This window comes from Caballeronia sp. LZ043 (genome assembly GCF_031451075.1).
In the GTDB taxonomy this organism is placed as follows: domain Bacteria; phylum Pseudomonadota; class Gammaproteobacteria; order Burkholderiales; family Burkholderiaceae; genus Caballeronia.
Genome location: NZ_JARUXT010000001.1, coordinates 628,662 through 652,404, shown reverse-complemented (window position 1 = coordinate 652,404; position 23,743 = coordinate 628,662). Strand labels below are relative to the sequence as shown.

24 protein-coding genes, 1 tRNA gene and 1 pseudogene are annotated in these 23,743 nt (G+C 64.1%); 13 read left to right on the top strand and 13 right to left on the bottom strand.

All coding sequences use genetic code 11. The features are described from left to right. Positions 1-65: 65 nt before the first annotated feature. Genes QCE64_RS02965 through QCE64_RS02955 form a run of 3 tightly spaced genes read right to left on the bottom strand, consistent with a single transcriptional unit; the run spans position 66 to position 3,027 of the window. Positions 66-797 carry a phosphoadenylyl-sulfate reductase gene (locus QCE64_RS02965; protein ID WP_309914256.1) on the bottom strand — a complete coding sequence of 244 codons (732 nt, stop codon included), beginning with the start codon at positions 795-797 and terminating at the stop codon, positions 66-68. Positions 798-800: 3 nt separating this feature from the next. Beyond that, positions 801-1,340, bottom strand: coding sequence for a DUF934 domain-containing protein (locus tag QCE64_RS02960; RefSeq protein WP_309914254.1), 540 nt, complete (start codon positions 1,338-1,340; stop codon positions 801-803). Between the two features lie 10 nt (positions 1,341-1,350). Then, on the bottom strand, positions 1,351-3,027 hold the full coding sequence (locus QCE64_RS02955; protein ID WP_309914251.1) for a nitrite/sulfite reductase: 1,677 nt from the start codon (positions 3,025-3,027) through the stop codon (positions 1,351-1,353). A gap of 227 nt (positions 3,028-3,254) precedes the next feature. Here QCE64_RS02955 and QCE64_RS02950 point away from each other — a divergent pair, with 227 nt between their 5' ends. From QCE64_RS02950 to QCE64_RS02940, 3 genes are all read left to right on the top strand, one after another. After that, positions 3,255-4,196 carry a CysB family HTH-type transcriptional regulator gene (locus QCE64_RS02950; RefSeq protein ID WP_309807489.1) on the top strand — a complete coding sequence of 314 codons (942 nt, stop codon included), beginning with the start codon at positions 3,255-3,257 and terminating at the stop codon, positions 4,194-4,196. A 70-nt stretch (positions 4,197-4,266) separates the two neighbouring features. Continuing rightward, positions 4,267-5,427, top strand: a complete 1,161-nt coding sequence (locus QCE64_RS02945; RefSeq protein ID WP_309929372.1) for an ABC transporter substrate-binding protein — start codon at positions 4,267-4,269, stop codon at positions 5,425-5,427. A 140-nt stretch (positions 5,428-5,567) separates the two neighbouring features. After that, positions 5,568-5,652: transfer RNA gene (locus QCE64_RS02940), tRNA-Leu, on the top strand. Between the two features lie 125 nt (positions 5,653-5,777). Here the strand turns inward: QCE64_RS02940 and QCE64_RS02935 are convergent. Both QCE64_RS02935 and QCE64_RS02930 read right to left on the bottom strand, forming a co-directional pair. Continuing rightward, on the bottom strand, positions 5,778-6,002 hold the full coding sequence (locus QCE64_RS02935; protein WP_310002611.1) for a hypothetical protein: 225 nt from the start codon (positions 6,000-6,002) through the stop codon (positions 5,778-5,780). After that, a complete protein-coding gene (locus tag QCE64_RS02930; RefSeq protein WP_310002610.1) occupies positions 5,996-6,424 on the bottom strand; it encodes a hypothetical protein in 429 nt (142 codons plus the stop codon). Before QCE64_RS02930 ends, QCE64_RS02935 begins: the two co-directional genes overlap by 7 nt. A gap of 331 nt (positions 6,425-6,755) precedes the next feature. Here QCE64_RS02930 and QCE64_RS02925 point away from each other — a divergent pair, with 331 nt between their 5' ends. The 5 genes and pseudogenes from QCE64_RS02925 (at position 6,756) to QCE64_RS02905 (ending at position 11,118) form a co-directional block, all read left to right on the top strand. Next, a complete protein-coding gene (locus tag QCE64_RS02925) occupies positions 6,756-8,657 on the top strand; it encodes a hypothetical protein (protein ID WP_310002608.1) in 1,902 nt (633 codons plus the stop codon). A gap of 121 nt (positions 8,658-8,778) precedes the next feature. Continuing rightward, a pseudogene (locus tag QCE64_RS02920) lies at positions 8,779-9,054 on the top strand (TIGR03118 family protein); the annotation flags it as partial. Between the two features lie 111 nt (positions 9,055-9,165). Beyond that, complete coding sequence (locus tag QCE64_RS02915) at positions 9,166-9,888, top strand: 16S rRNA pseudouridine(516) synthase (protein ID WP_309929363.1); 723 nt, start codon at positions 9,166-9,168, stop codon at positions 9,886-9,888. An 84-nt stretch (positions 9,889-9,972) separates the two neighbouring features. After that, complete coding sequence (locus QCE64_RS02910; RefSeq protein ID WP_310002607.1) at positions 9,973-10,836, top strand: alpha/beta hydrolase; 864 nt, start codon at positions 9,973-9,975, stop codon at positions 10,834-10,836. Between the two features lie 105 nt (positions 10,837-10,941). Beyond that, positions 10,942-11,118 (top strand): hypothetical protein, encoded by a 177-nt coding sequence (locus tag QCE64_RS02905; protein WP_310002606.1) that lies wholly within the window; start codon positions 10,942-10,944, stop codon positions 11,116-11,118. Positions 11,119-11,131: 13 nt separating this feature from the next. On the opposite strand, the gene QCE64_RS02900 is transcribed toward QCE64_RS02905, so the two are convergent. Beyond that, a complete protein-coding gene (locus QCE64_RS02900) occupies positions 11,132-12,151 on the bottom strand; it encodes an NAD-dependent epimerase/dehydratase family protein (RefSeq protein ID WP_310002605.1) in 1,020 nt (339 codons plus the stop codon). Between the two features lie 84 nt (positions 12,152-12,235). Between QCE64_RS02900 and QCE64_RS02895 the strand changes: the two genes are divergently transcribed. The 3 genes from QCE64_RS02895 to QCE64_RS02885 all read left to right on the top strand — a co-directional run bounded on the left by QCE64_RS02895 (position 12,236) and on the right by QCE64_RS02885 (position 15,158). Further along, complete coding sequence (locus QCE64_RS02895) at positions 12,236-13,267, top strand: CDP-6-deoxy-delta-3,4-glucoseen reductase (RefSeq protein WP_309914227.1); 1,032 nt, start codon at positions 12,236-12,238, stop codon at positions 13,265-13,267. Between the two features lie 287 nt (positions 13,268-13,554). Next, complete coding sequence (locus QCE64_RS02890; protein ID WP_310002604.1) at positions 13,555-14,739, top strand: acetylornithine transaminase; 1,185 nt, start codon at positions 13,555-13,557, stop codon at positions 14,737-14,739. Then, complete coding sequence (locus QCE64_RS02885) at positions 14,736-15,158, top strand: GNAT family acetyltransferase (protein ID WP_309914221.1); 423 nt, start codon at positions 14,736-14,738, stop codon at positions 15,156-15,158. Before QCE64_RS02890 ends, QCE64_RS02885 begins: the two co-directional genes overlap by 4 nt. Before the next feature lie 54 nt (positions 15,159-15,212). Here QCE64_RS02885 and QCE64_RS02880 read toward each other — a convergent pair whose 3' ends face one another. The 7 genes from QCE64_RS02880 to QCE64_RS02850 form a co-directional block, all read right to left on the bottom strand. Then, positions 15,213-15,917 (bottom strand): ABC transporter ATP-binding protein, encoded by a 705-nt coding sequence (locus QCE64_RS02880; protein ID WP_404984706.1) that lies wholly within the window; start codon positions 15,915-15,917, stop codon positions 15,213-15,215. A gap of 18 nt (positions 15,918-15,935) precedes the next feature. After that, the gene (locus QCE64_RS02875; RefSeq protein ID WP_309914219.1) at positions 15,936-16,712 is read right to left on the bottom strand and encodes an ABC transporter ATP-binding protein; all 777 of its coding nucleotides are present in this window, start codon (positions 16,710-16,712) and stop codon (positions 15,936-15,938) included. A 15-nt stretch (positions 16,713-16,727) separates the two neighbouring features. Then, positions 16,728-17,897 (bottom strand): ABC transporter permease subunit, encoded by a 1,170-nt coding sequence (locus QCE64_RS02870; RefSeq protein WP_310002603.1) that lies wholly within the window; start codon positions 17,895-17,897, stop codon positions 16,728-16,730. A gap of 24 nt (positions 17,898-17,921) precedes the next feature. Beyond that, entirely contained in the window at positions 17,922-18,872 is a 951-nt protein-coding gene (locus tag QCE64_RS02865) for a branched-chain amino acid ABC transporter permease (RefSeq protein ID WP_309914216.1), read from the bottom strand. A gap of 225 nt (positions 18,873-19,097) precedes the next feature. After that, positions 19,098-20,315: a branched-chain amino acid ABC transporter substrate-binding protein gene (locus QCE64_RS02860; protein WP_310002602.1), complete on the bottom strand. Its 1,218-nt coding sequence runs from the start codon at positions 20,313-20,315 to the stop codon at positions 19,098-19,100. A gap of 430 nt (positions 20,316-20,745) precedes the next feature. Further along, entirely contained in the window at positions 20,746-21,714 is a 969-nt protein-coding gene (gene ispH, locus QCE64_RS02855) for a 4-hydroxy-3-methylbut-2-enyl diphosphate reductase (RefSeq protein WP_309914212.1), read from the bottom strand. Positions 21,715-21,717: 3 nt separating this feature from the next. Continuing rightward, on the bottom strand, positions 21,718-22,173 hold the full coding sequence (locus tag QCE64_RS02850; protein ID WP_309830868.1) for a peptidylprolyl isomerase: 456 nt from the start codon (positions 22,171-22,173) through the stop codon (positions 21,718-21,720). 294 nt (positions 22,174-22,467) lie between these two features. Between QCE64_RS02850 and radC the strand changes: the two genes are divergently transcribed. Next, entirely contained in the window at positions 22,468-23,235 is a 768-nt protein-coding gene (gene radC, locus QCE64_RS02845) for a DNA repair protein RadC (RefSeq protein WP_404987233.1), read from the top strand. A 271-nt stretch (positions 23,236-23,506) separates the two neighbouring features. Continuing rightward, positions 23,507-23,740, top strand: coding sequence for a 50S ribosomal protein L28 (gene rpmB, locus QCE64_RS02840; RefSeq protein WP_008351171.1), 234 nt, complete (start codon positions 23,507-23,509; stop codon positions 23,738-23,740). Positions 23,741-23,743: the final 3 nt, after the last annotated feature.

Sequence of the window (23,743 nt, the reverse complement as noted above, 5' to 3'; positions counted from 1 at the left end):
GCGGCGCTTGAGCTTTCTTGAAGCGCTGCGTTCGGTGACTGGGTTTGATGCGGCGTCTTGTTGACTTACGCGCCTTGGATCGCCGAGCTCGGTGCTTCCTCGACGATCTTGATGTTCGTGATGTGCAGACCGCATTCCTTCGTATCGCGTGACTCCCACCACCAGCGGCCCGCCCGGCTGTCCTCGCCGGGACGCACGGCGCGCGTGCAGGGTTCGCAGCCGATGCTCGGATAACCACGCGCATGCAGCGGATTCACTGGCACGTCGAAGGCCTTCAGGTAATCCCACACATCGCTTTCGGTCCAGTCCGCGAGCGGATTGAACTTCGTGATGTTGCGCGGTTCGTCGTGCTCTTCCTCATGCAGTTCGGCGCGCGTGACCGACTGCTCGCGGCGCTGACCCGTTACCCATGCGGACACGTCAGACAGCGCACGATTGAGCGGCTCGACCTTGCGGATATGGCAGCAGCTCTTGCGCAAATCAATGCTTTCGTAGAAAGCGTTGAGGCCGTGATCGCGCACATAGGCATCGACGGCGTCCTGTTGCGGCAGGAACTGCTCGATGCCGTAGCCATAGCGCTGCTTGACGGTATCGAGCATGCCGAGCGTCTCCGCATGCAGGCGGCCCGTGTTCAACGAGAAGATGCCGATCTTCACGCCGCGCGACAGGATGGCGTGCGTTAGCACCATATCTTCGGCGGCGAGACTGCTGGCTAGCTTGACGCGCTCGTGGCGCGCTGCGATCGAATCGAGCAGCGCGTCGAGGCGTTCAACCTTGGCTTGCAATTCAGGGGTCATGCCTTACGCTCCGAGAGTCGCGATCAATGCCGCGCGACGGCGAAACAGCGGTTCGGGATTGTCGGTTGCGCCCTGATACAGCTCCGTGAATTCGCCGAACGCATTGAGCGCGTCGTGAATGTCCTTGTCGGCGCGCACGGCGAAGGCGTCGAAGCCGCAGCGCGCGTGAAACGCGACCTGATCCCGCAACACATCGCCGATCGCGCGCAGTTCGCCGGTCCACTGATAGCGCTCGCGCAGCAAGCGGCCGATGGAGAAACCACGGCCATCGCGGAACACGGGGAAATCCACCGCGATCACGTTCAACTGGCCGAAGTCCGCGACGAGGTCGGCGGGTTCGTCGTCCGGCGCGAGCCACACGCCGATGTCATCCTTGGCACGCGTCGCGACGATCGCCGCCTTGTGTTCCTTCCACAGCGCGAACGGCACGATGATCTTGCCGGCCGGCAGCGCATCGACGGCGGGCAGCGTGCCGTCTTCCGCCGCGCGCACGACGACAAAGGCGTCTTCGACAATGGCGCGGTTCTTGATAATCAAGGTCATGTGCGAATCCTTAAGCGTGAGCCTGGCGCGATGCGTACACGCGCTCCTTGAACGGCGCGATGCCGATGCGGTTGAACGTCTCGATGAAGCGTTCGCCCTCGCCGCGGTTGTCGACGAAGGTGTCGATCACCTGCGAGATCACATCGGGCATTTCCTCGGCCGAGAACGACGGGCCGATCACCTTGCCGAGATGCGCGCCGGTCGCGCCCGAGCTCTGCTCGCCGCCGAGCGTCACCTGGTACCACTCGGAACCGTCCTTGTCGACGCCCAGAATGCCGATGTTGCCCACGTGATGGTGACCGCACGCGTTGATGCAGCCCGAGATGTTCAGCGACAGGTCGCCCAGGTCGTACACGTAGTCCAGATCGTTGAAGCGGTCCTGGATGGCCAGTGCAATCGGGATCGACTTCGCATTCGCGAGCGAGCAGAAATCGCCGCCCGGGCACGCAATGATGTCGGTCAGCAGACCCACGTTCGCCGTTGCGAAACCCAGCGCCTTCGCACGTTCCCACACGGTGTGCAGGTCGTGCTTCTTCACGTTCGCAAGGATCAGGTTCTGCTCGTGCGACACGCGGATTTCGCCGAACGAGAACTCGTCGGCGAGTGTGGCGACGTCGTCCATCTGCTGATCGGTGGCGTCGCCCGGCGCGATGTGCTGCGGCTTGAGCGACAGCGTCACCGACGCATAGCCCGGCACCTTGTGCGGACGCACGTTGCGTTCGACCCAGCGCGCGAACGGCTTGCTTTCGATCAGATGCTTTTCATAAGAGGCGTCGGTGTCCGCGAGCTTTTCGTAGGCGGGCGGCGCGAAGAACGCCGACACGCGCGTCACTTCGTCCTGCGTGAGCGTCGACGGGCCGTCCTTCAGGTGCTGCCACTCTTCCTCGACCTGCTTCGAGAACTTCTCCGGCGACAGCGCCTTCACCAGGATCTTGATGCGCGCCTTGTACATGTTGTCGCGGCGGCCATAGCGGTTGTACACACGCAGTACGGCTTCGCAATAGGTGAGCAGATGCTGCCACGGCAGATCGCGCTTGATGATCGCGCCGACGATCGGCGTACGGCCAAGTCCGCCGCCCGCGAGGATGTCCATCACGACTTCGCCCTGCGCGTTCAGCTTCAGATAGACGCCCATGTCGTGGATCTGCACGGCCGCGCGATCTTCCGTCGAGCCGTTCACCGCGATCTTGAACTTGCGCGGCAGCCAAGCGAATTCCGGATGGAACGTTGACCACTGGCGCAGGATTTCCGCCCACGGACGCGGATCGACTTGTTCGTCATGCGCGACGCCCGCGAATTGATCGGCGGTGATGTTGCGGATGCAGTTGCCCGAGGTCTGGATGGCATGCATCTGCACCGAGGCGAGCTTGCGCAGGATTTCCGGCGTTTCTTCGAGCTCGACCCAGTTGAACTGGATGTTGGTGCGCGTGGAGAAGTGACCGTAGCCGCGGTCGTGTTCGCGCGCGATGGTCGCGAGCATGCGGAGCTGGTCGCTGCGCAGGTTGCCGTATGGAATCGCGATCCGGTGCATGTACGCGTGACGCTGGTAGTACAGGCCGTTCTGCAGACGCAGCGGACGGAATTCTTCCTCGCTCAATTCGCCCGACAGACGGCGACGAACCTGGTCAGCGTACTGCTCGACACGTTCGTCGACGATGCGTTGGTCGATCTGATCGTATTGGTACATTCGGGGACCCCATGTTCTTGTCAAAGACGCTGCGGCCTAGGTTTCCGCAGCGCGTCTCATCCATCGAATATCCATTGAGTTCCTGTCGCGGCCGTCGTTCAGACGGTTCACTCATTTGCAAATGACGAAAACAGATATGGATATTGGAAAAATTGGACTGATAGTAAAGAACCTGCTATATATTGCAAACGACTGAAAAATTACTTTGATATGCGGCTGGGTTATAAATGAATCTGCATCAGTTCCGCTTCGTGCGCGAGGCCGTCCGGCAGAACTTCAACCTCACGGAAGCCGCAAAGGCGCTGTATACGTCACAGCCCGGCGTCTCCAAGGCGATCATCGAGCTGGAAGACGAGCTTGGCGTGGAGATCTTCACGCGCCACGGGAAGCGCGTCCGGTCGCTGACCGAGCCCGGGCGGATCATCCTGGCGTCGGTCGAACGTATCCTGCAGGAAGTGGAGAGCCTGAAGCGCGTCGGTAAGGATTACGCGGCGCAGGATCAGGGCAACCTGGTGATCGCCGCGACCCACACGCAGGCGCGCTATTCACTTCCCGCTGCCATCGCCGAGTTCAAGAAGCGTTTTCCGAAAGTCCACCTTTCGATTCTGCAAGGCAGCCCGACCCAAGTCGCCGAAATGGTGATTCGCGATCAGGCGGACATCGCCATCGCCACCGAGGCGATCGCGAGCTACAAGGAACTCGTGTCGCTGCCCTGCTTCCAGTGGCAGCATCTCGCCGTCATGCAGCCGGATCATCCGCTGCTGGAGCGCAAGCTCCTCTCGCTCGACGATCTCGCGCAATATCCGATCATCACCTACGAAGCGTCCTTCGCCGGGCGCACCAAGATCAATCAGGCGTTCCAGCTGCGCGGCCTCACGCCCGACATCGTGCTCGAAGCCATCGACGCCGATGTCATCAAGACCTATGTCGAACTGGGACTGGGCGTGGGCATCATGGCGGACATCGCGTTCAATCCGGAGCGTGACCGGCATCTGCGCGCGATGCCGGTCGGTCATCTGTTCGGCACCAACGTCACGCGGCTCGCGCTCAAGCAGGGCGCGTATCTGCGCAGCTATGTGTACACGCTGGTGGAACTGCTGTCGCCGTCGCTCAACCGCAAGCTGATCGAGCAGGCGCTCTCTGGCGATCACGAAAGCTACGAACTGTGACGAACGCTGTATAAAGCGGCGGCCGCCTGCCGCCGACAAAAATCATTGCCACTTCCCTGGAGACCTTCCAATGACGTTGTCGAAGTTCATGCGCCGGCTGATTGCGGGCGCCGCCGTTTCGGCCGTTGCCGCCGCCGCGCATGCGCAATTGAAAGTGGGTATCGACCTGTCGAGCACCGGCCCCGCCGCCGCGATCGGCATCACGAGCAAGAACGCGATGCTGATGTGGCCGAAGACCATCGCCGGGCAGAACGCGGAATACATCATTCTCGACGACGGCTCGGACCCGGGCGCGGCCGTGCGCAACATCCGCAAGCTGATCACCGAAGACAAGGTCGATGTGATCGTCGGGCCGAACATCACGCCGGCGGCGCTCGCGGCGCTCGACCCGGTCGCGGAGTATGAAACGCCGATGATCACGCTGATCGGCTCGGCGTCGGTCGTGGAGCCGCAGGAAGGCAAGAAGGTCTGGGCGTTCAAGATGGCCCAGACCGATCGCGCGATGGCCGACGTCATGACCCGCTACATGGCGAACCACGGGGTGAAGACGGTGGGCTTCATTGGTTTCGCGGACAGTTATGGCGACAGCTGGCTCAGCGAATTCACCAAGTTCGCCGAGCTGCGACATATCAGGATTGTGGCGAGCGAGCGCTTCAACCGCACGGACGCCAGTGTCACCGGGCAAATCCTCAAGCTGATGTCCGCGAAGCCGGATGCGGTGCTGATCGCCGGCGCCGGCACGCCGACCGTGCTGCCGCAGCGCACGCTGGTCGAACGCGGCTACAAGGGCGCGATCTACCAGACCCATGGCATCGCAACGCCGGAGTTCATCAAGCTCGGCGGCAAGGACGTGGAGGGCACGCTGTTCCCGACGCAGCCGGTGGTCGTCGCGCGGACGCTGCCGGCGGATCATCCGTCGAAGAAGGCGGCGCTGGCTTTCGTCACTGCCTATGAGGAGAAGTACGGCAAGGGTTCGGTGACACAGTTCGCGGGCGACGCGGCGGGAGTGTATCCGCGCCTGCAGGACGCCGTAGCGCGGGCGTTGAAGGCCGGCAAGCCGGGCACGAAGGAATTCCGCGTGGCGCTGCGCTCGGAACTCGAGCACGCGCATGAACTGGTGGTGCCGAATGGCGTCGTGAACACGAGCGCGACGGATCATGTGGGACTGGATCAGCGTGCGAGTGTCATGGGCGTCATCAGGAACGGCGCGTTTGTTTATCTGGCGCAGTGATCGATTCAGCAGGGACGGCGCACGGCAGCGCCGATCCTGCTTGCCCGCGACGGTGTTTTCGGTCATAATCGCCGACTCGATTGGCCTGCGTTCGCGTTGAAGTTCCGTGAGGCGTTCAAGGCTGACGAAGTCCGACGCAAGCCCAGGTGGTGAAATTGGTAGACGCAGGGGACTCAAAATCCCCCGCCGCAAGGCGTGCCGGTTCGATTCCGGCCCTGGGCACCACGAATCCTGCAAAAAGCCGCTCCTCTTGGGAGCGGCTTTTTGCATTGAGGCCTCGGGTTCAAGACCATTTCGAGACAGCAGACCGAGCCCGCTACGGCAGACGACTCCGTCTCGATGACCACGCATCAGCGTTCGAGCGCCCCTTCACCCGGTGCAGCGCCTCGCGAAGACGTCATCGAGGACGCAATGACACCCCTCGCTGGCTTGCCCTTCGCCGCGGCGTTGGGCTCGTCCGGAAACACGATGCGAGAAAGCCAGTCCACCCGTCCCGGCACGCAGAACTGCATGAAGGCGCAGCCAAAGATGACTCGCGCATATTCCCGGAAGAAGCCCAGCGCGATGTTCAACATGTTGTGTTCCTTGCTTTGAATTCGCTCAAGGCGAATGACAGTACGTAGTAGGCCGTAGATTTCCGCCAAGGCCGCACGAGCAGGATTTCTCCGACCTCCTGACTAAACGAGGCCACGAGCAAGTATCTCCACAGCAGTACGTCAAACAGAGACGCGAAAACTCCCAGATTGGCGACAACGATGGCGCGCCTGACGAGTGCGTCTGACGTTCGTCCGGAATCCGGACCAGGCATCCCGCTCAGGCTTGTCAATCCGACGTTCGGACTGACGCCCGAAGCCACCCGCGAGATGGGAAAGAAGTCATTCTGGCCAGGCTGCTTCAGGGCCAACCGCAGCAGGTATTCGATCGCGCCCATGAAGAAGGGCAAGCCAACGAGCAGCGGTCGCGCTGCCATGTTCAAACCGTCCGTGCTCATCTTCATTACCCCGTCATGTCCGATGAGGAAGTGTCATGCGTCGCCCATGGTTCCGACAGTCGTCCAGATGGCCAATCGGTTCGGCACGACTCCTGTCTTGCGTGTTTCCCCTAGGTCCATCGCCATACAAATGTGCGCAATCGCGTAGACGGTCATTGCAGCGATCGAAACAATGAGCTTTCGAGCGGCCTTCACCAGGCGTCAGGAAGCCTTCGCGCGCGGGGCATGTCGAGGATGCCCGCCCGCGCGGCACCCGAAATTCGGGTTGCTCAGGACCCGCCGATGTCGTGGCTCGCTCGCGCGACGCATCGAACCCACATTCGAACAGGGGTGCGGCATGAATCGAACCGAATACTCGCTGTCGCTCGACTCCGTCATCTGCCTTCGCTGCAACACCCTCTCGCGTGCCGACGAGGACATGTGCCCGCAGTGCGGCGCCGATCGCCAGGGAGCGATCTTCACTTCCGCCGCCGAAACCGCGCCGGCCGCCGCCACGGACGAGCCCGCGGACTCGCCCGGACAGCTCGATATCGTCGACCTGCGCGACACGCACTGGCTCAAGCGCGCCGTGCGCCGCAAGATGGTGACGTCCTATCCGAGCGTCGCCGAGCCGGGCGACGAGCCGCGCACCTCGGCTCGCAAGCCCGCGCGGACGAGCACGGCGGTGCTGGTCGGCGGCGTCGTGGCCGGACTGGCGGCCGGAGGATATTGGTATGTCCATTCGGACGATGACGCCGATCCGGCGCAAGCCCGCCCGACGCTCAGCGCCGCAGGAACGATTCACTCCGGCAATCCGGTAACGGACCGGGCTGGCGACGCCCGGCAAGCTTCGCTGTCCCGCTCCCGATCCGATTCGACGCCGGCGTCTGTGCCGGCGGCCTCCGCGGCTCAGGCGACAGCGAGCCGCCCGCCGGCTACGCGAAAATCGGACACGACGCAGGCGCTCGCACAGGCTGGAAAGACTCCGGGACAGGCCGCATCCGCACCGACGGCCGTGGCGCGCAACTCGGTGCCGTCGGCGATGGCGCGCAGCGAGGTAGCCGTTGCAGCGACGGCCGCAAGCGCGCCGGCGGCGCTGACTGCAGGCGGCGCGTCGTCAGTTATGGCAAGCGCAGCCGGTTCTTCGCTCCGGGAAGTTGCGGCCGTGAAGCCGCCGGTCGGCGCGACCGCTGCGGCAAGTGCGCCGGTCGGGGCTGTCATCGCATCGACCACGACGTCAGCAGGCGAGCCTGTGACAAAGCCGTCGGCCGGCGCAACGAGCGCGGCGCGTCCGTCGACTCAACAGGTTGCAGCAGCGAAGTCGGTGCCCGGCGCGAACGCGTCGGCAAGTGCGCCGTGCACTCCCGGCACAACCAGTGCCGCGCGTCCGTCGCCTCAACAAGTTGCCGCCGCGAAGCCGCTGTCAACGCCGGTCGCGCCCGCAATTGCAGCAACAAACCCATCGTCCGACACGACCAACACCGCGCGCCCAGCGCCTCGGGAAGTCGCGGCCTTAACCCCGCTGCCCGGCGCAAACACTTCGGCAAGCGGTCCGGTCACGCCCGCGACGACCACGACCACGACCGCAGCCACGGCAGCGCCAAAGCCGGCGCCCATCGTGAACGCGGCGAAAGCGCCGAACACCGCCACCCTCACCGCCCGCCCCGCCGGCCCGATCCAACCCGAAGCCACTCCACCCAAAGCGCCCTCGATCGCCGCCCAGACCCCGCCCGCGCAACCCGCGAAGCCCGTCGCGTCGGCTCCATCGCCGTCCATCGCGCGCAATATCATCGCGGCGCAGCAAGCGCTCGCCAGCCGCGATCTCGCCTCAGCGCGCAAGCATCTGCGCACCCTCGACGCGAACCAGCCGCGCAGTCCCGAGATCCAGCAACTCTCGGCCGACCTGTCGCGTCAGGAACGCGCACGCGACAGCGCCATCGCGACCGCGCGCACCTGCGCTGCCAACAAGGAACCGTCGTGCGCGCTGCGCAACGCGCGCCGCGCCGTGTCGCTCGATCCGCGCAACGGGCAGGCGCAGGCCAGTCTGCGGCGCGCGCTCGCGGTGCAGAACGAGAGCAATACGGAGTACTTCCAGCAGGCCAGCGGCATCCCGAAGCCGGTCGTTCCCGCCATGACCTTCGACGGCCGCTGGAGCGTCGGCGCCCACCGCGCCGCCGCGCCGATCGCCACCGACACGCATCTGACGCTGTTCGGCTGGGGCGTGCCGACGGTATCGAAAGGACGCGGCGACGCTCACTGATCCGCGCCGCGCAGTTCGGACGACGCGCCGATTGCGAACCACAACGCCGGAATAGCGCTTCGCGCTCATCCGTTTGAAGGTGACGAAACCACTGACGGCGTCATGCCGAGGAGTCACCATCATGCTGAACGGATTGCGGAGTCGTATCGCCGTGTGCGCGACGGGGCTCGTCATGCTGACGGCCCTAGTCTCGTGCGGCGGGTCCGACGACAACATGCCGGCACCCACTCGCTTCAAGGCGTCGATCGTCGTGTCAGACGGCGCCATCGCCGCGCCGCACGCCGATCCGAATCTGAAAAACAGCTGGGGCGTCGCGTTCAATCCGAACGGCTTCGTCTGGGTCGCCAACAACGGCACGCAGACGGCCACGCTTTATGATGGCAACGGCGTCGTCCAGTAACTGCCCTTGCGCCGTCCCGCCGGGGGACGGCGCTTTCCGTCCCGCGCCCCACCCGGACTGAACGAAAGCGCGCCTTGCTAGAATGCGCGCTTCAACTCAGCTCATCCGATGGACCTCGAAACCCTCCTCTTTTCCCAAGGCTTCGGGTCGCGCCGCCAGTGCCGCGGCATCGTGGCCGAAGGCCGCGTGCGCATCGGCGGCGTGGTGCGCGACGATCCGCGCGACGAACTCCCCGCCACACCCGGGCTCGCATTCGAAGTCGATGCAGAGCGCTGGATCTATCGCGAGAAAGCCTATATCGCGCTCAACAAGCCCGCGGGCTACGAATGCTCGCGCGATCCGCAACATCATCTGAGCATCTTCCACCTGCTGCCGGCGCAGTTCGCCGAACGCGGCGTGCAGGCGGTCGGCCGGCTGGATCAGGACACGACCGGCCTGCTGCTGCTCTCCGATGACGGCCCGTTCGTGCATGCGTTCACGTCGCCGAAACGCAAGGTGCCAAAGGTCTACCTGGCGACGCTGCGTTATCCGCTCGACGACCTGCAGCTCACGAAACTGCGCGAAGGTGTGCTGCTGCACGGCGAGACCCGGCCGAGCCCGGCGCTGGCAGCCGTCCGGCGCGACGAGCGGCTGCTGGAACTCACCGTGCTCGAAGGCAAGTATCACCAGGTGAAGCGCATGGTGGCGGCCGCGGGCAACCGGGTCGAGAAACTGCACCGCGAAAGGGTGGGCGGTTATGCTTTGCCGTCGACACTCGCGGAAGGCGCCTGGCGCTGGCTTGAAGACGCCGACCTGGCCGCCCTGCGCGGCGACCCGCTGAAGACGTCCTGAATTCACGGTCAGCCGCTCCTCGTCTGTTACGTGCTGCCGTGGTTCGCTCTGATTCTCCCGGCAATCGAATCGCGAGGACACACCATGCCCATTCTGGCCAGACGGCGGTTCATGTCGCTCTCGCTCGCCGTGCTCGCGGCCGGCCTCGGCAGCGGCGCGTCCGCAGCCGACGCGCAGGAAGACGAGCGCGCTGACGGGCTCGCCTATGGCGCGGCGCCGCGCCAGCGCCTCGATGTCTACGCGCCGGACCTCCGCAGCGGCGCCGGCCGTCCCGTCGTGGTGTATTTCTACGGCGGAAGCTGGCAGGCGGGCCAGCGCGCCGATGCACGCGGTATCGGCGAAACCCTGGCGATGCAGGGAATCGTCGCCATCGCGCCCGACTATCGCGTGTATCCGGAGACCATCTTCCCCGGCTTCGTCGATGACGCCGCCAGCGCCGTCCGCTGGGCCCGCGATCACGCCGGCGAATACGGCGGCGACCCGCGGCGCATCTTCGTCATGGGGCACTCGGCGGGCGCGCACATCGCCGCACTGATCGCCACCGATCCGCGCTATCTCGCGGCGCAGGGACTCTCGAAGGCTTCGCTGAGCGGCATGATCGGGCTGGCCGGGCCGTACTCGGCCATTCCGCCGCGCGAGCCGCACATGGCGGACATCTTCCCGGCGGCATTGCGCGCGCAGGCGCTGCCGATCGACTTCGTTTCCGGCAACGAACCCCCGATGCTCCTCGCCACCGGCACCGCCGACACGGTGGTCGAGCCGTCCAACAGCCTGCGTTTCACCGACGCATTGCGCACCCACGACGTGCCCGTCGAGCTGAAAACCTATGCGGGATATGGCCACGGGCAGATCATCGACGCCCTTGCGCCCGCGCGCCAGACGGATTCGCCGGTGCTCGCCGACGTCACCGCGTTTATCCGCACGCATTGCGCATGCAAATCGGTGTAAGCACAGAAAGGCCGGCGCTGCAGCGCAGCATGCCTTCCGCGATCGACCCTCTTATACTGGTCTTACGGATACCAATAATGACTATCAAAAAAGCAGGAGGGCATCATGGTCTCCCACATGACTGTTGCGCTGATCGCGTTCGTCGCGCTGGGCGCTGTCCTCATCGGGGCATTGGCTGCCGTCATGCACGTGCGGCACCGATACTCCCCGAATCTGATCGGCGCGCTGATCGGCGCGCTGATGTGCTTTGTCCTGCTTGAAGCGCTTCCCGCGCTGATCTGACTCCAGCGACGCGCTAGCGCCGGGCCTCGGCGCGCAGGAAATCGTCGACGGTCGGATGCCGCAGCGCGATGCCCAGTTCGCGCTTCAGCCGCGCATTGCCGAGCCGCCGTGATTCGCGCATGAACGACAGTGTGACGGGTTCCAGTTGCGTCTCCGCTTCCTGCCGCGAGATGCGCGGCACGCGTGGCAGGCCGTGGGCATCGGCGACGCGGTCGAAATAATCCGCCATCCGCAGATCCGTGTCGTCCGACGCATTGAACACCCGTTGCGCCCAGCCGCGCGCCAGAGCACGCACGAGGATGGCGGCGAGATCGTCGGCATGGATGTGATTCGTGAAGACATCGTCCTGCTCGATCAGCGCGGGCATGCGCCGTTCGATGCGCGCAAGCGGCAGGCGATCGGCGGCGTAGATGCCGGGAATGCGCACGATCGACACCCGCCAGCCGCTTTGCACACCCGCCGCGCGCAACTGCCGCTCCGCCGAAACGCGTCGCCGCGCGCGTTCGTTGGCGGGTCGCGCAGGCCAGGTTTCATCGATCTGCGCGCCGCCGCAATCGCCGTAGACGCCCGTCGTGCTGGCATACACGAAGCGCAGCCGCGCAGCGCGGCGCGCCTTGCGGATCATGGCCGCGCGCAGACCCTCGGGTACAATGAACGAGGTTTTTCCTGCGCGATCCGCATGCAGCCAGCGTCCATCCCCGCCGCGCGCCACCGAACGGCGCGGCGCGCGCAAGGCGGCGATCAGCGCACGGGTGCGGCGGTCCGTTGCGCCGTCGCGCGGCGGCGGCGCCAGATGCACCACACGGCGCGCAAGCCCCGCGAGCCGCCCGAGGCTGCGGCGCCGGTCGAGGTCGCCGACCAGCGGCATCGCGCCGGCCGCGCGCAGTTCGCCGGCGCGCTCGGGATGATGCGTCAGCGCGAGAATGCGCGGCGCCGCGGCCTGCGCGTGAAAGAGCGGCAGCGTGCGCATGCCGACATCGCCGCAGCCGACAATCAGCACACGCGCACGGCGCAGAGTTCGAGTAGCAATCATCCGGGCATTCTATCCGCCGCCTGCCACACGCGTGCGGCGCGGCAAGGACACACGAGACAATTCACCCCTCGCAGAAATCGATCTATGGCTTTCAACGTAACGCTCCGGCAAAGCGGCCGGCAGTTTCAAGTAGAACCCGACGAACCGGTCCTGACGGCCGCGCTGCGCCAGGGCATCGGCCTGCCGTACGGCTGCAAGAACGGTGCGTGCGGTTCGTGCAAGGGCGCGGTCGTGAGCGGCGAAGTCGAACAGGCGCCGCATTCGTCGTCGGCGTTGTCGAACGATGAAAAAACCCGCGGCATGGCCCTGTTCTGCTGCGCGACGGCGCAAACGGACCTCGAGATCGACGTGCGCGAGGTGGCGGGCGTCGGCGACGTGCAGGTGAAGAAGCTGCCCTGCCGCGTGAACGCGCTCGAACGGAAGGCCGACGACGTCATCGAACTGAAACTGCAGTTGCCCGCCAACGAACGGCTGCAGTATCTCGCGGGGCAATACATCGAGTTCATCCTGAAGGACGGCAAGCGCCGCAGCTATTCGATGGCGAGCCCGCCGCATCACGAAGGTCCGCTCGAACTGCACATCCGCCACATGCCCGGCGGCACCTTCACGGACCACGTCTTCGGTGCAATGAAAGAGCGCGACATCCTGCGTTTCGAAGGCCCGCTCGGCACCTTCTTCCTGCGTGACGAATCGGACAAGCCCATCGTGCTGCTGGCATCGGGCACGGGCTTCGCGCCGATCAAGGCGATCATCGAGCACGCGGCGTTCAAGAACCTGAACCGTCCGATGACGCTCTACTGGGGCGGCCGCCGCGCCCGCGACCTGTACATGATGACGCTCGCCGAACAATGGGCGCGCGAGATCCCGAACTTCAAGTTCGTCCCGGTGCTCTCCGAACCCGATCCGGGCGACAACTGGAACGGCCGCACGGGCTTCGTTCATCGCGCTGTCATCGAGGATCTGCCAGACTTGAGCGGCTATCAGGTCTACGCGTGCGGCGCGCCCGTGATGGTGGAGTCGGCGCAGCGCGATTTCACGCTGCATCATCGCCTGCCGGAAGACGAGTTCTACGCGGACTCGTTCACCAGCGCAGCGGATCTCGCTCATCCCGTCTGACTTGCGGCATCGCCGGCACGCGGACAAAAAATCCGCGTGCACGGTTTACAGGCGGGAACGTCATAACGTATCCTTCGCGAATGATCAGAATCCTGAACGCACTTCGACGTCGCCGCTCGCCGCTCCCCTAGGGATGCCGCTGGCTCGTCAATCATCTGCGCTCTCGGTCTGGTTTGCTCGAAGCGTACGAAATGAAGCCACGGAATTCCGTGGCTTTTGTTTTTTTCGCGCCGTCTTTTCTTTCGGTTTTTCTTCGTCTCGCACCCGCCTTCGTGGAGCCCGCTGTCATGAATTTCAATGAGTACCCCGTTGATTCGCTGATGTACATCACGAACCGTCCCGAGATCGTGTTCACGCACGGCAAAGGGTCCTGGCTCTACGACAACACGGGCAAGCGCTATCTCGACTTCATCCAGGGCTGGGCCGTCAACTCGCTCGGCCACTGCAACGAAGGCATGATCGAGGCGCTGGAGAAACAGGCGCGCACGCTGATCAATCCGTCGCCGGCCTTCTACAACGGTCCGATGGCCCAGCTCGCGGGCCTGCTCACCCAGCACAGCTGCTTCGACAAGGTGTTCTTCGCCAACAGCGGCGCCGAAGCCAACGAAGGCGCGATCAAGCTCGCGCGCAAGTGGGGCAGGAAGTTCAAGAACGGCGCGTACGAGATCATCACCTTCGATCACAGCTTCCACGGCCGCACGCTCGCCACCATGTCCGCCAGCGGCAAGCCCGGCTGGGACACCATCTATGCGCCGCAAGTGCCGGGCTTTCCGAAGGCCGATTTGAACGACATCGCGTCGGTCGAGAAGCTCATCAACGAGAAGACCGTCGCCGTGATGCTCGAGCCCATTCAGGGCGAAGGCGGCGTGATCCCGGCCACGCGCGAATTCATGCAGCAGCTGCGCGCGCTGACGAAGCAGCACAACCTGCTGCTGATCGTCGATGAAGTGCAGAGCGGCTGCGGCCGTGCGGGCACGCTGTTCGCCTACGAACTGTCGAACATCGAGCCGGACATCATGACGCTCGGCAAGGGCATCGGCGGCGGCGTGCCGCTCGCAGCGCTGCTCTCGAAGGCCGACGTCGCGTGCTTCGAACCGGGCGACCAGGGCGGCACCTACAACGGCAATCCGCTGATGTCGGCGGTCGGCCATTCGGTGATCTCGCAACTCGTCGCGCCGGGCTTCCTGGAAGGCGTGCGCGAAAAGGGCGAGTACCTGAAGCAGGAACTGCTGAAGCTGTCAGATGAGCGCGGCTTCAAGGGCGAGCGCGGCGAAGGCCTGCTGCGCGCGTTGCTGCTCGACAGCGACAAGGGTCCGCAGATCGTCGACAAGGCGCGCCTGATGCAGCCCGACGGCCTGCTGCTGAACGCAGCGCGTCCGAATCTGCTGCGCTTCATGCCCGCGCTCAACGTCACGAAGGACGAGATTGACCAGATGATGACGATGCTGCGCTCGGTGCTCGATTCGCTGTGATCATCCGCACGTTCGATGCAGGCGATCGCGAGACCGTGATCGCCCTGTGGCGCGAGGTATTTCCGGAGTACGCGGACGCCTCGCGCCCGCAGCGCAGTCCCGCGCTCTCCATCGACAACAAGCTGAAGACGCAGCCGGAACTGTTCTTCGTCGGCACGCTGGACGATGTGGTGATCGGCACGGTCATGTGCGGCTACGACGGGCATCGCGGCTGGGTGTATTCGCTGGCGGTCGCGCCCGCGCATCAGGGACGCGGCTTCGGCCGCGCGCTGATGCAGCATGTGGAGCACACGCTGGGCGCGCTCGGCTGTCCGAAGGTGAACCTGCAGATCATGGCCTTCAAGACCGACCTGCGCGGCTTCTATGAAAAGCTCGGGTACCGGATGGATGAAGTCGTGAGCTTGGGCAAGCGGTTATGAAAAAAGCCGGCTCTGAACTACAAGAGCCGGCTTCTCTTCTTCAGCAACGAAGCGTCACTCGCCCAGATACGCGGCGCGCACCTTCGGATCGTCGAGCATGGTCTTCGCGTCGCCGGTCATCGTCACCGTACCCGAATCCATCACGTAGCCGCGGTTCGCCGCCTGCAACGCCAGACGCGCGTTCTGCTCCACCAGCAGCACCGTCAGGCCTTCCTTCGAGATCTCCCGCACCACTTCGAAGATCTTCTCGACCATGATCGGCGACAGACCCATCGACGGCTCGTCCAGCAGCAGCAGCTTCGGACGCGAGAGCAGCGCGCGGGCCATCGCCAGCATCTGCTGTTCGCCGCCCGAGAGCGTGCCCGCATACTGCGACGCACGTTCCTTCAGCCGCGGGAAGAAGCCGAACATGCGCTCGGTGTCCTTCTGGATGGCGTCCGTATCGTTACGCAGATAGGCGCCCATCTGCATGTTCTCGAGAATCGACATGCGCGCAAAGATGCCGCGGCCTTCCGGCACCATCGCGAGACCGCGCTTCAGCAGCTCGTGCGTCGGCACGCCCTTGATCGACTGGCCCATGTACTCGATATCGCCGCCCGAGTAAGGCTTGAGACCCGTGATGGCCTTCATCGTCGTGGTCTTGCCCGCGCCGTTCGCGCCGATCAGCGTAACCAGTTCGCCCTGCCCCACTTCGAGATCGACACCCTTCACCGCCTGGATGCCGCCGTAATTCACCTGCAGACCCTTGACCTTCAACATCGCGCTTGTGGTCGCCATTTAGTGCACCCCCGCACCCAGATATGCCTCGATCACCTTCGGGTCCTTCTGCACGTCCTGCGGCAGACCCTCGGCGATCACCTTGCCGTAATCGAGCACCGTCATGCGGTTGCACAATCCCATCACCAGCTTCACATCGTGTTCGATGAGAAGAATCGTCTTGCCGTCCGAGCGGATCTTGTCGAGCAGACGCGTCAGTTCGACCTTCTCCGTCGCGTTCATGCCGGCGGCCGGTTCGTCGAGCGCGAGCAGCTTCGGATCGGTCGCGAGCGCGCGGGCAATCTCCAGACGGCGCTGGTGGCCATACGACAGGTTGCGCGACGTGTAGTCCGCGTATTGCAGCACGCCGACGTACTCGAGCAGTTCGAGCGCGCGTTCCTTGATCTCGCGTTCTTCACGGCGTTCAGCGGGCGTCTGGAACACCGCGCCGATCAGCCCGTGCCTGGTACGCACGTGACGGCCGACCATCACGTTCTCGAGCGCGGTCATGCCGCCGAACAGTCGGATGTTCTGGAAGGTTCGCGCGATGCCCGCCTTCGCCACTTGATAGACGGCGGTCGGCGTGTAGGCCTGGCCGTCGAGCTTGAATTCGCCCGAATCCGGCGTGTACAGGCCGGTGATGACGTTGAAGAACGTCGTCTTGCCGGCGCCGTTCGGGCCGATCAGGCCATAGATCTCGCCTTCCTTGATCTGCAGGCGCACATCGGACAGCGCCTGCAGGCCGCCGAAGCGCTTGTTGACGCCCGTGACGGACAGTCGTGTTTGCTTGTCGCTCATGTTCTATCCCCCGCCTTAGGCGCGCACCGGCTTCTTGCCGTTGCGCTTCGCGATCTTCGCGATCTTGTCTTCGTGTTTCGCGGCCGGCCACAGGCCTTCCGAGCGATACAGCATGATCAGCACCATCGCCAGGCCGTAGAGCAGCTGGCGGATGACTTCGGTATCGACGATCTGATGACCGAAGATCGCGTTCTGCAGCGGACCCATGGTCGAGCGCAGGAACTCGGGGAACACGGCGAGCAGCACCGCGCCGAGGATCACGCCCGGGATGTGGCCCATGCCGCCCAGCACCACGCACGCCAGCACGACGATCGATTCCCAGAAGGTGAACGATTCCGGCGACACGAAGCCCTGGAACGCGCCGAACATCGCGCCCGACAGGCCGCCGAACGACGCGCCCATCGCGAACGCGAGCAGCTTCACGTTACGGGTGTTGATGCCCATCGCCTTGGCGGCGATTTCGTCTTCGCGGATTGCGGCCCATGCGCGGCCGATGCGCGAGTGCTGCAGACGCGTACACACCCAGATCACGATCAGCGCGCCGATCACGAACAGGTAGTAGTACATGTACACCGACGGAAACTTCATGCCGAAGAACGTATGCGTCTGCGACAGGTTGAACCCTGCGATCGTCACCGGATCGATGCCCGTGATGCCCTTCGGACCGTTCGTGATGTTGATCGGACGATCGAGGTTGTTCATGAAGATCCGGACGATTTCCCCGAAGCCCAGGGTCACGATCGCAAGATAGTCGCCGCGCAGGCGCAGCGTCGGCGCGCCGAGCAGCACGCCGAAGGTCGCGGCGAGCGCCATCGCGCACGGCACGATGATGAGGAACGGCACATGCAATCCGCCGGGGGCGAGATGCGCGATCCACTCGAACTGGCTCGTCAGCTGCGGCGAGGACAGCAGCGCCGCCACGTACGCGCCGACCGCATAGAACGCGATGTAGCCCAGGTCGAGCAGGCCGGCGAAGCCGACCACCACGTTGAGGCCCAGCGCGAGCATCACGTACAGCATCGCGAAGTCGAGCACGCGGACCCAGTAGTTGCCGCCAGCCGCGCCGATCACCATCGGCGCCGCAATGACGAATACGGCGGTGAGAATGCCGACGACGAGCGTCTTCGTCGTGTTCTTCTCGGGGATGAGCGTCGTGGACGGCTCAATCGGTTGAATCGAAGTCATTTTTCTGAGCTCCTCACACGAGGTTTAAGCGCGGTCCGCGACACGTTCGCCGAGCAGACCCGACGGACGGAACACGAGCACGATGATCAGCACGATGAAGGCGAACACGTCCTGGTAGTTGGACCCGAAAACGCCACCTGTCAGATTGCCGATATAGCCGGCGCCCAGCTGTTCGATGAGACCGAGCAGCACGCCGCCCACCATCGCGCCGCCGAGGTTGCCGATACCGCCCAGCACCGCCGCCGTGAACGCCTTCAGGCCGGGAATGAAGCCCATGTAGAAGTGCGCGTTGCCGTATTCCGACGCGATCATCACGCCCGCCAGCGCCGCCAGCGCCGAGCCGATCATGAAGGTCGCGGAGATCACGAAGTTCGGGTTCACGCCCATCAGCGAGGCGACGCCCGGGTTCTCGGCGATCGCGCGCATCGCGCGGCCGAGCTTGGTCTTGTGCACGAGGAGCAGCAGGCCCGCCATCACGAGGAACGCGGTCACGATGATGACGATTTCGGTCATCGAGATCACCGCGCCCGGACGGGTTTCGTCGGCGGCGATGACGTTGATCGGGTCGGTCGGGAGGAGCTGCGGGAAGGCCAGCGGATTGCGGCCCCAGATCATCATCGCGACGGTCTGCAGAAGAATCGAGACGCCGATCGCGGTGATCAGCGGCGCGAGACGCGGCGCCTTGCGCAACGGCCGGTATGCGACCTTTTCGATGGTGTAGCCGACGAGCGCGCAGACCACCGCGGCGACGACCAGCGCAATGGCCAGCATGATCGGTCCGGGCAGGCCGGGCATGTGGTTCTGCATGACCCCGATGGCCGACAAGGCGACCATCGCGCCGACCATCAGCACGTCGCCGTGCGCGAAGTTGATGATGCCGAGAATCCCGTACACCATCGTATAGCCCAGCGCGATGATGGCGTAGACGCTGCCAAGCACCAGACCGTTGATGATCTGCTGGATGAAAATATCCATTTAAAGCTCCTTAGCCCCGTGCGTTTCGATTCCGCCTTTATCGCCGGCCGATAAACCGGTGGGAAGCAAAATCTGAAGCGGCACTGCGCGTACTTTGAAAAAACCGATAAAGGTTGGTCGGTCGGTTGTCCAGCCGCGGCCGGATAAGGCGGCAGCCGTTCCCGAACGGATGCAAAAACGGCGCTGTCGGTGAAGCGCCGCCGGAACTGCCCACGCTTGCTGCTGCTACTGCTTGACGACGTCGAGCACGTCTTTCTTCTTGTCCTTGAAGTCGTAAAGCGTAATGGTCCCCGCCTTCAGGTCGCCCCGGTCGTCAAATGCGATATGCCCCGTCAGACCGTTGAAGTCGGTCGTGGCGATCGCCGCGAGCACCTTGGGCGCTTCGATGGAATTGGCGCGCTTCATTGCGTCGACGATCACGTACATCGCGTCATACGTGAACGGCGCGTAAATCTGCACCGGGGTGTGAAAGCGGGCTTCGTACTTCTTTTCGAAATCCGCTCCCTTGTCCATCTTCGAAAGCGCGAGTCCCGCTTCCGAACAGACGAGGTTCTGCACGGCGTCGCCCGCGAGCTCGGCCACCTTGTCGGTGCAGACGCCGTCGCCCGCCAGAATCTTCGCCTTGATGCCGAGCGCCGCCGCTTCCTTCGCGAAAGGGCCGCCCGTCACGTCCATGCCGCCGTACATCACCACGTCCGGCTGGATGCGCTTGATCTTTGTGAGAATCGCCTTGAAATTGCGCGCCTTCTCGGTGGTCTGCTCGCGCGCCGCGATCTTCACGCCGCCGGCCTGCACGGTCTTCGCGAATTCGTCCGCGAGGCCCCGGCCGTAGGCAGAGGCATCGTCCACCACCACGACCTTCTTCGCGTGCAGCGTCTTCATCGCATAGCCGGCCAGCACGGGGCCCTGCAGCGCATCGGTGGAAACGAGCCGGAAGGTCGTCTTGTAACCCTGCTTCGTGTATTCCGGATTGGTCGTCGACGGCGAGATCTGCGCAATGCCGGCATCGCTGTAGATCTTCGATGCCGGAATCGACACGCCCGAATTCATATGGCCGATCACCGCGACCACGTGGTCATCGACCAGCTTCTGCGCCGCTTCCGTGCCCGTACGCGGTTCGGCGGCGTCATCCTGGCTGTCAAGTTCGAGGCGAATCGAATGCCCGTCGATCGTCAGCCCTTGTGCGCTGATCTCTTCCAGCGCGAGCCGCGCGCCGTTTTCGTTGTCGCGGCCGAGATGCGCCTGCAATCCCGTCAAAGGCGCGACATGACCGATCTTCACGACAGTTGCTTCAGCCGGAGCCGGCGCGGACGCAGCCGGCAATGCGGCGGCACTCGCTGCCGACGCCGCCGTGCTCGCCCCGCCTTCGTCCGTCTTGCCGCATGCGGTTGCCATTGCAACCGCAGCCGCGATGGACACGGCGTGAGCAAACTTGAATCGCATCAATAAGGTCTCCCGCGCCTTCAAAAAACAGTGGTCCGGAACCCTTAGGCCTCAAGACGCGCGCATTGTAACGCTAAATATGAGACGAGCAATATTCTTGCGTGGCGGGGTTTTCCAGCATTGCAACCGCCTCTTGCGTGCAACTTTCCATGTATGGCGCAACCGGGTTGCAATTGCATTTTTTGCAGCAGTTGCACCATTACGCGACGAGGGGTTTTTCAGTGGGTGAAGATGGCTTCGTCCGGTTATCGGATCTGCGGGCAAACCCTTAAGGGATTTAGAAGGAAGCATTGGATCCGCAGCAGGGCCGGAGAAGGAATTTACGCTTGGTTCCAGATCGGCGAGCAGGGTTCCGTGTTCTTTGGCAATCTTTGATGCACGCGAAAAAAAAGCGCCCGGAGGCGCTTTTTTCTTGTTCGGCTTCGCTGCTTTACTGCGGCAACGACAGACCGCGCGGCAGCGGGAAAGCGATAGTTTCCTCGATGCCCTCCAGCGAACGCACGCTGCGCACGCCGAGTTCGCGCAAGCGCGCGATCACCGCCTGCGCCAGCACTTCCGGCGCCGACGCGCCCGCCGTCACGCCGATACGCTTCTTGCCTTCCACCCAAGCCGGGTCGATCTGCGTCGGCGAATCGACCATATAGGAAGGAATGCCGCGCTTCTCGGCCACTTCGCGCAGACGGCTGGAATTCGAGCTGTTCGGGCTGCCGACCACGATCACGACATCGCATTGCGGCGCGAGGAACTTGACCGCATCCTGGCGATTCTGCGTCGCATAGCAAATGTCCTGCTTCTTCGGTTCCTTGATGTCGGGATACTTGCTCTTCAGCGCGTCGATGATGGCCGAGGCGTCGTCGACGGAGAGCGTCGTCTGCGTGACATAGGCGATGCGCTTCGGATCGGGCAACTCGAGCTTCCGCACGTCCTCGATATCCTCGACGAGATGCATGCCCTCGCCGGACTGCCCCATCGTGCCTTCGACCTCGGGATGCCCCTTGTGGCCGATCATCACGATGTCGAAGCCTTCCTGGCGCATCTTCGCCACTTCCATGTGCACCTTGGTGACGAGGGGACAGGTGGCGTCGAACACTCGCAGACCGCGCGCTTCGGCTTCGCCGCGCACGGCCTTCGAGACGCCGTGCGCGCTGAAGATCAGCGTGGCGCCTTCGGGGACGTCGGCGAGATCCTCGATGAAGATCGCGCCCTTCTTGCGCAGATCCGCGACCACATAGGCGTTGTGCACGATCTCATGGCGCACGTAGATGGGCGCGCCGAACAGCTTGATGGCGCGCTCGACGATCTCGATCGCGCGGTCCACGCCCGCGCAGAAGCCGCGCGGCTGCGCGAGCAGGATTTCGACGTCGGTCTGAACTTCGTTGAGGCTTTCGGTCAGGCTCATGGCTTACAGGATTCCGATGATTTTCACTTCGAAGACGAGCGCCTGGCCCGCCAGCGGGTGATTGAAATCGAACAGCGCGGCCGTCTCGCTCACTTCCTTCAGCACGCCCGCGTAGCGCCCGCCGTTGGGCGCGTTGAATTCGACGAGATCGCCGGGCGAAAAATGCTCGCCGATCATGCTGTTCTCGCGCAGGGTCGCGAGCGACACCCACTGGACGAGTTCCGGATTGCGCGGGCCGAATGCCTGCTCCGGCGCTAGCTGAAAGGTCGAATGGTGGCCGACCTTCAGGCCCAGCAAAATCTCTTCCAGTGGCTCGGCGAGTTGCCCGGCGCCCAGCAGCAGCGTGGCGGGCTTGTCGGAGAAGGTGTTGACGACGTCCGCACCATCGGCAAGCGCGAGCCGGTAATGAAGCGTGACGTGCGAACCGGGTTTCACCTGGGAGATATCGATGATGCTCATGAGTATTGGATCTAGCCGTTCAGTCGGATGCGGACGGCGGCCCCCGCTTGCGGCGGCACGCCGGCGCGAAGCGGCGAACCGCGCGGCGCCGGGGCATTGCGGGCGCCAAAACCGCCATTGTAAGACAGAGTTGTGTCGGGACGCGTCACGCGGCTTCGGCTTGCGTGCGCTCACGCGCGTGACAAAAGGTCTCGACACAGGTCTTGCCGGGCGTTCCCGCGGCATCGGTGTCGCGGTACGCGGTGTTTTCCGGTGAGCGCCGCCAAATTGCGGCTTGTCCGCACGCAGCCTCGCTTGCAGCCGGCAGACGGGCCAGCAGCGGAACCAGCGGCGGAGCCAGCAGCGGGGCCAGCAGCCCGGCCGGAGCACGATCCGCTGCCGGCCGTCACGCCCATTCGCACCTGGGCCCGTGCCGACCGGCCGCGCGAACGCCTGCTCGACGCCGGCCCGACCTCGCTGTCGGACGCGGAATTGTTCGCATTGTTCCTGCGTTCCGGCGTGCCGGGATCGACTGCCATCGATCTCGCCCGCCGGCTCCTGCGCCGCTTCGGTTCGCTGCGCGGCGTGCTGGACGCGTCCGCCGGCGAACTCTGCGAGGAGCGAGGCATCGGGCCGGCACGCGCCGCCACGCTGCTCGCGGTCTCCGAACTGTGCCGCCGGGCGCTGGCGGAGCGAACCCGCGAGCGCGAAGTGCTGAATTCGCCGGGCATCGTCGAGGATTACCTGCGGCTGTCCATCGGCACGAAGCCTTACGAAGTCTTCGTCTGCCTCTATCTGGATGCGCGCCATAAGCTGCTGCTCGCCGAGGAATCGGCGCGCGGTTCGCTCACGCGTGTCGCGGTGTATCCGCGCGAGATCGTGCGGCGGGCGCTGACGCTCAACGCCGCGGGCCTGATCGTCGCGCATAATCACCCGTCCGGCGGCGTCGAGCCCAGCGCCAACGACCGCGCCCTGACCCGCACGCTGCACGACGCGCTCGCCCTGGTCGACGTGCGCCTGCTCGATCATCTCGTGGTCGCGACCAACGAAGTGCTTTCGTTCGCGCGCCACGGCTGGCTGTGACGGCGCTTCACCGCGCCGGCGAGTCCAAAAGGTTTGATAATGCAGCGTTTTTTCTGCTAGAATCCTCGTTTGCTTTTTTCCACCAGCCTGTTCTGAGTAACGGTGAACTGAGCGCAGTCCTCATTGGCATAACCGTGCTGCCAAATCCCCGATGGGCAAATCGGGCGATCAGAGGCATCGAGAGGTAGAGGAAGAAGAGGAAACAGTTTCCTCGAAACCCATTATCAATCGGGCGTTCGACTCAGACTTAACGTGTATTAGGAGTGTCCTCATGGCACGCGTATGCCAAGTAACTGGGAAAGGCCCGATGTCGGGCAACAACGTTTCCCACGCAAACAACAAGACCAAGCGTCGTTTCCTGCCGAACCTGCAGAACCGCCGTTTCTTCGTTGAAAGCGAAAATCGCTGGGTCCGTCTGCGCGTCTCGAACGCCGGTCTGCGCCTGATCGACAAGAACGGTATTGACGCCGTGCTCGCAGACCTGCGCGCACGCGGTGAAATCTAAGGA

Bases quoted from the DNA above. Each gene is read 5' to 3' on its own strand.
- QCE64_RS02965 (WP_309914256.1), bottom strand. From the start codon at position 797: ATGACCCCTGAATTGCAAGCCAAGGTTGAACGCCTCGACGCGCTGCTC.
- QCE64_RS02960 (WP_309914254.1), bottom strand. From the start codon at position 1,340: ATGACCTTGATTATCAAGAACCGCGCCATTGTCGAAGACGCCTTTGTC.
- QCE64_RS02955 (WP_309914251.1), bottom strand. From the start codon at position 3,027: ATGTACCAATACGATCAGATCGACCAACGCATCGTCGACGAACGTGTC.
- QCE64_RS02950 (WP_309807489.1), top strand. From the start codon at position 3,255: ATGAATCTGCATCAGTTCCGCTTCGTGCGCGAGGCCGTCCGGCAGAAC.
- QCE64_RS02945 (WP_309929372.1), top strand. From the start codon at position 4,267: ATGACGTTGTCGAAGTTCATGCGCCGGCTGATTGCGGGCGCCGCCGTT.
- QCE64_RS02935 (WP_310002611.1), bottom strand. From the start codon at position 6,002: ATGTTGAACATCGCGCTGGGCTTCTTCCGGGAATATGCGCGAGTCATC.
- QCE64_RS02930 (WP_310002610.1), bottom strand. From the start codon at position 6,424: ATGAAGATGAGCACGGACGGTTTGAACATGGCAGCGCGACCGCTGCTC.
- QCE64_RS02925 (WP_310002608.1), top strand. From the start codon at position 6,756: ATGAATCGAACCGAATACTCGCTGTCGCTCGACTCCGTCATCTGCCTT.
- QCE64_RS02915 (WP_309929363.1), top strand. From the start codon at position 9,166: ATGGACCTCGAAACCCTCCTCTTTTCCCAAGGCTTCGGGTCGCGCCGC.
- QCE64_RS02910 (WP_310002607.1), top strand. From the start codon at position 9,973: ATGCCCATTCTGGCCAGACGGCGGTTCATGTCGCTCTCGCTCGCCGTG.
- QCE64_RS02905 (WP_310002606.1), top strand. From the start codon at position 10,942: ATGGTCTCCCACATGACTGTTGCGCTGATCGCGTTCGTCGCGCTGGGC.
- QCE64_RS02900 (WP_310002605.1), bottom strand. From the start codon at position 12,151: ATGATTGCTACTCGAACTCTGCGCCGTGCGCGTGTGCTGATTGTCGGC.
- QCE64_RS02895 (WP_309914227.1), top strand. From the start codon at position 12,236: ATGGCTTTCAACGTAACGCTCCGGCAAAGCGGCCGGCAGTTTCAAGTA.
- QCE64_RS02890 (WP_310002604.1), top strand. From the start codon at position 13,555: ATGAATTTCAATGAGTACCCCGTTGATTCGCTGATGTACATCACGAAC.
- QCE64_RS02880 (WP_404984706.1), bottom strand. From the start codon at position 15,917: ATGTTGAAGGTCAAGGGTCTGCAGGTGAATTACGGCGGCATCCAGGCG.
- QCE64_RS02875 (WP_309914219.1), bottom strand. From the start codon at position 16,712: ATGAGCGACAAGCAAACACGACTGTCCGTCACGGGCGTCAACAAGCGC.
- QCE64_RS02870 (WP_310002603.1), bottom strand. From the start codon at position 17,897: ATGACTTCGATTCAACCGATTGAGCCGTCCACGACGCTCATCCCCGAG.
- QCE64_RS02865 (WP_309914216.1), bottom strand. From the start codon at position 18,872: ATGGATATTTTCATCCAGCAGATCATCAACGGTCTGGTGCTTGGCAGC.
- QCE64_RS02860 (WP_310002602.1), bottom strand. From the start codon at position 20,315: ATGCGATTCAAGTTTGCTCACGCCGTGTCCATCGCGGCTGCGGTTGCA.
- ispH (WP_309914212.1), bottom strand. From the start codon at position 21,714: ATGAGCCTGACCGAAAGCCTCAACGAAGTTCAGACCGACGTCGAAATC.
- QCE64_RS02850 (WP_309830868.1), bottom strand. From the start codon at position 22,173: ATGAGCATCATCGATATCTCCCAGGTGAAACCCGGTTCGCACGTCACG.
- rpmB (WP_008351171.1), top strand. From the start codon at position 23,507: ATGGCACGCGTATGCCAAGTAACTGGGAAAGGCCCGATGTCGGGCAAC.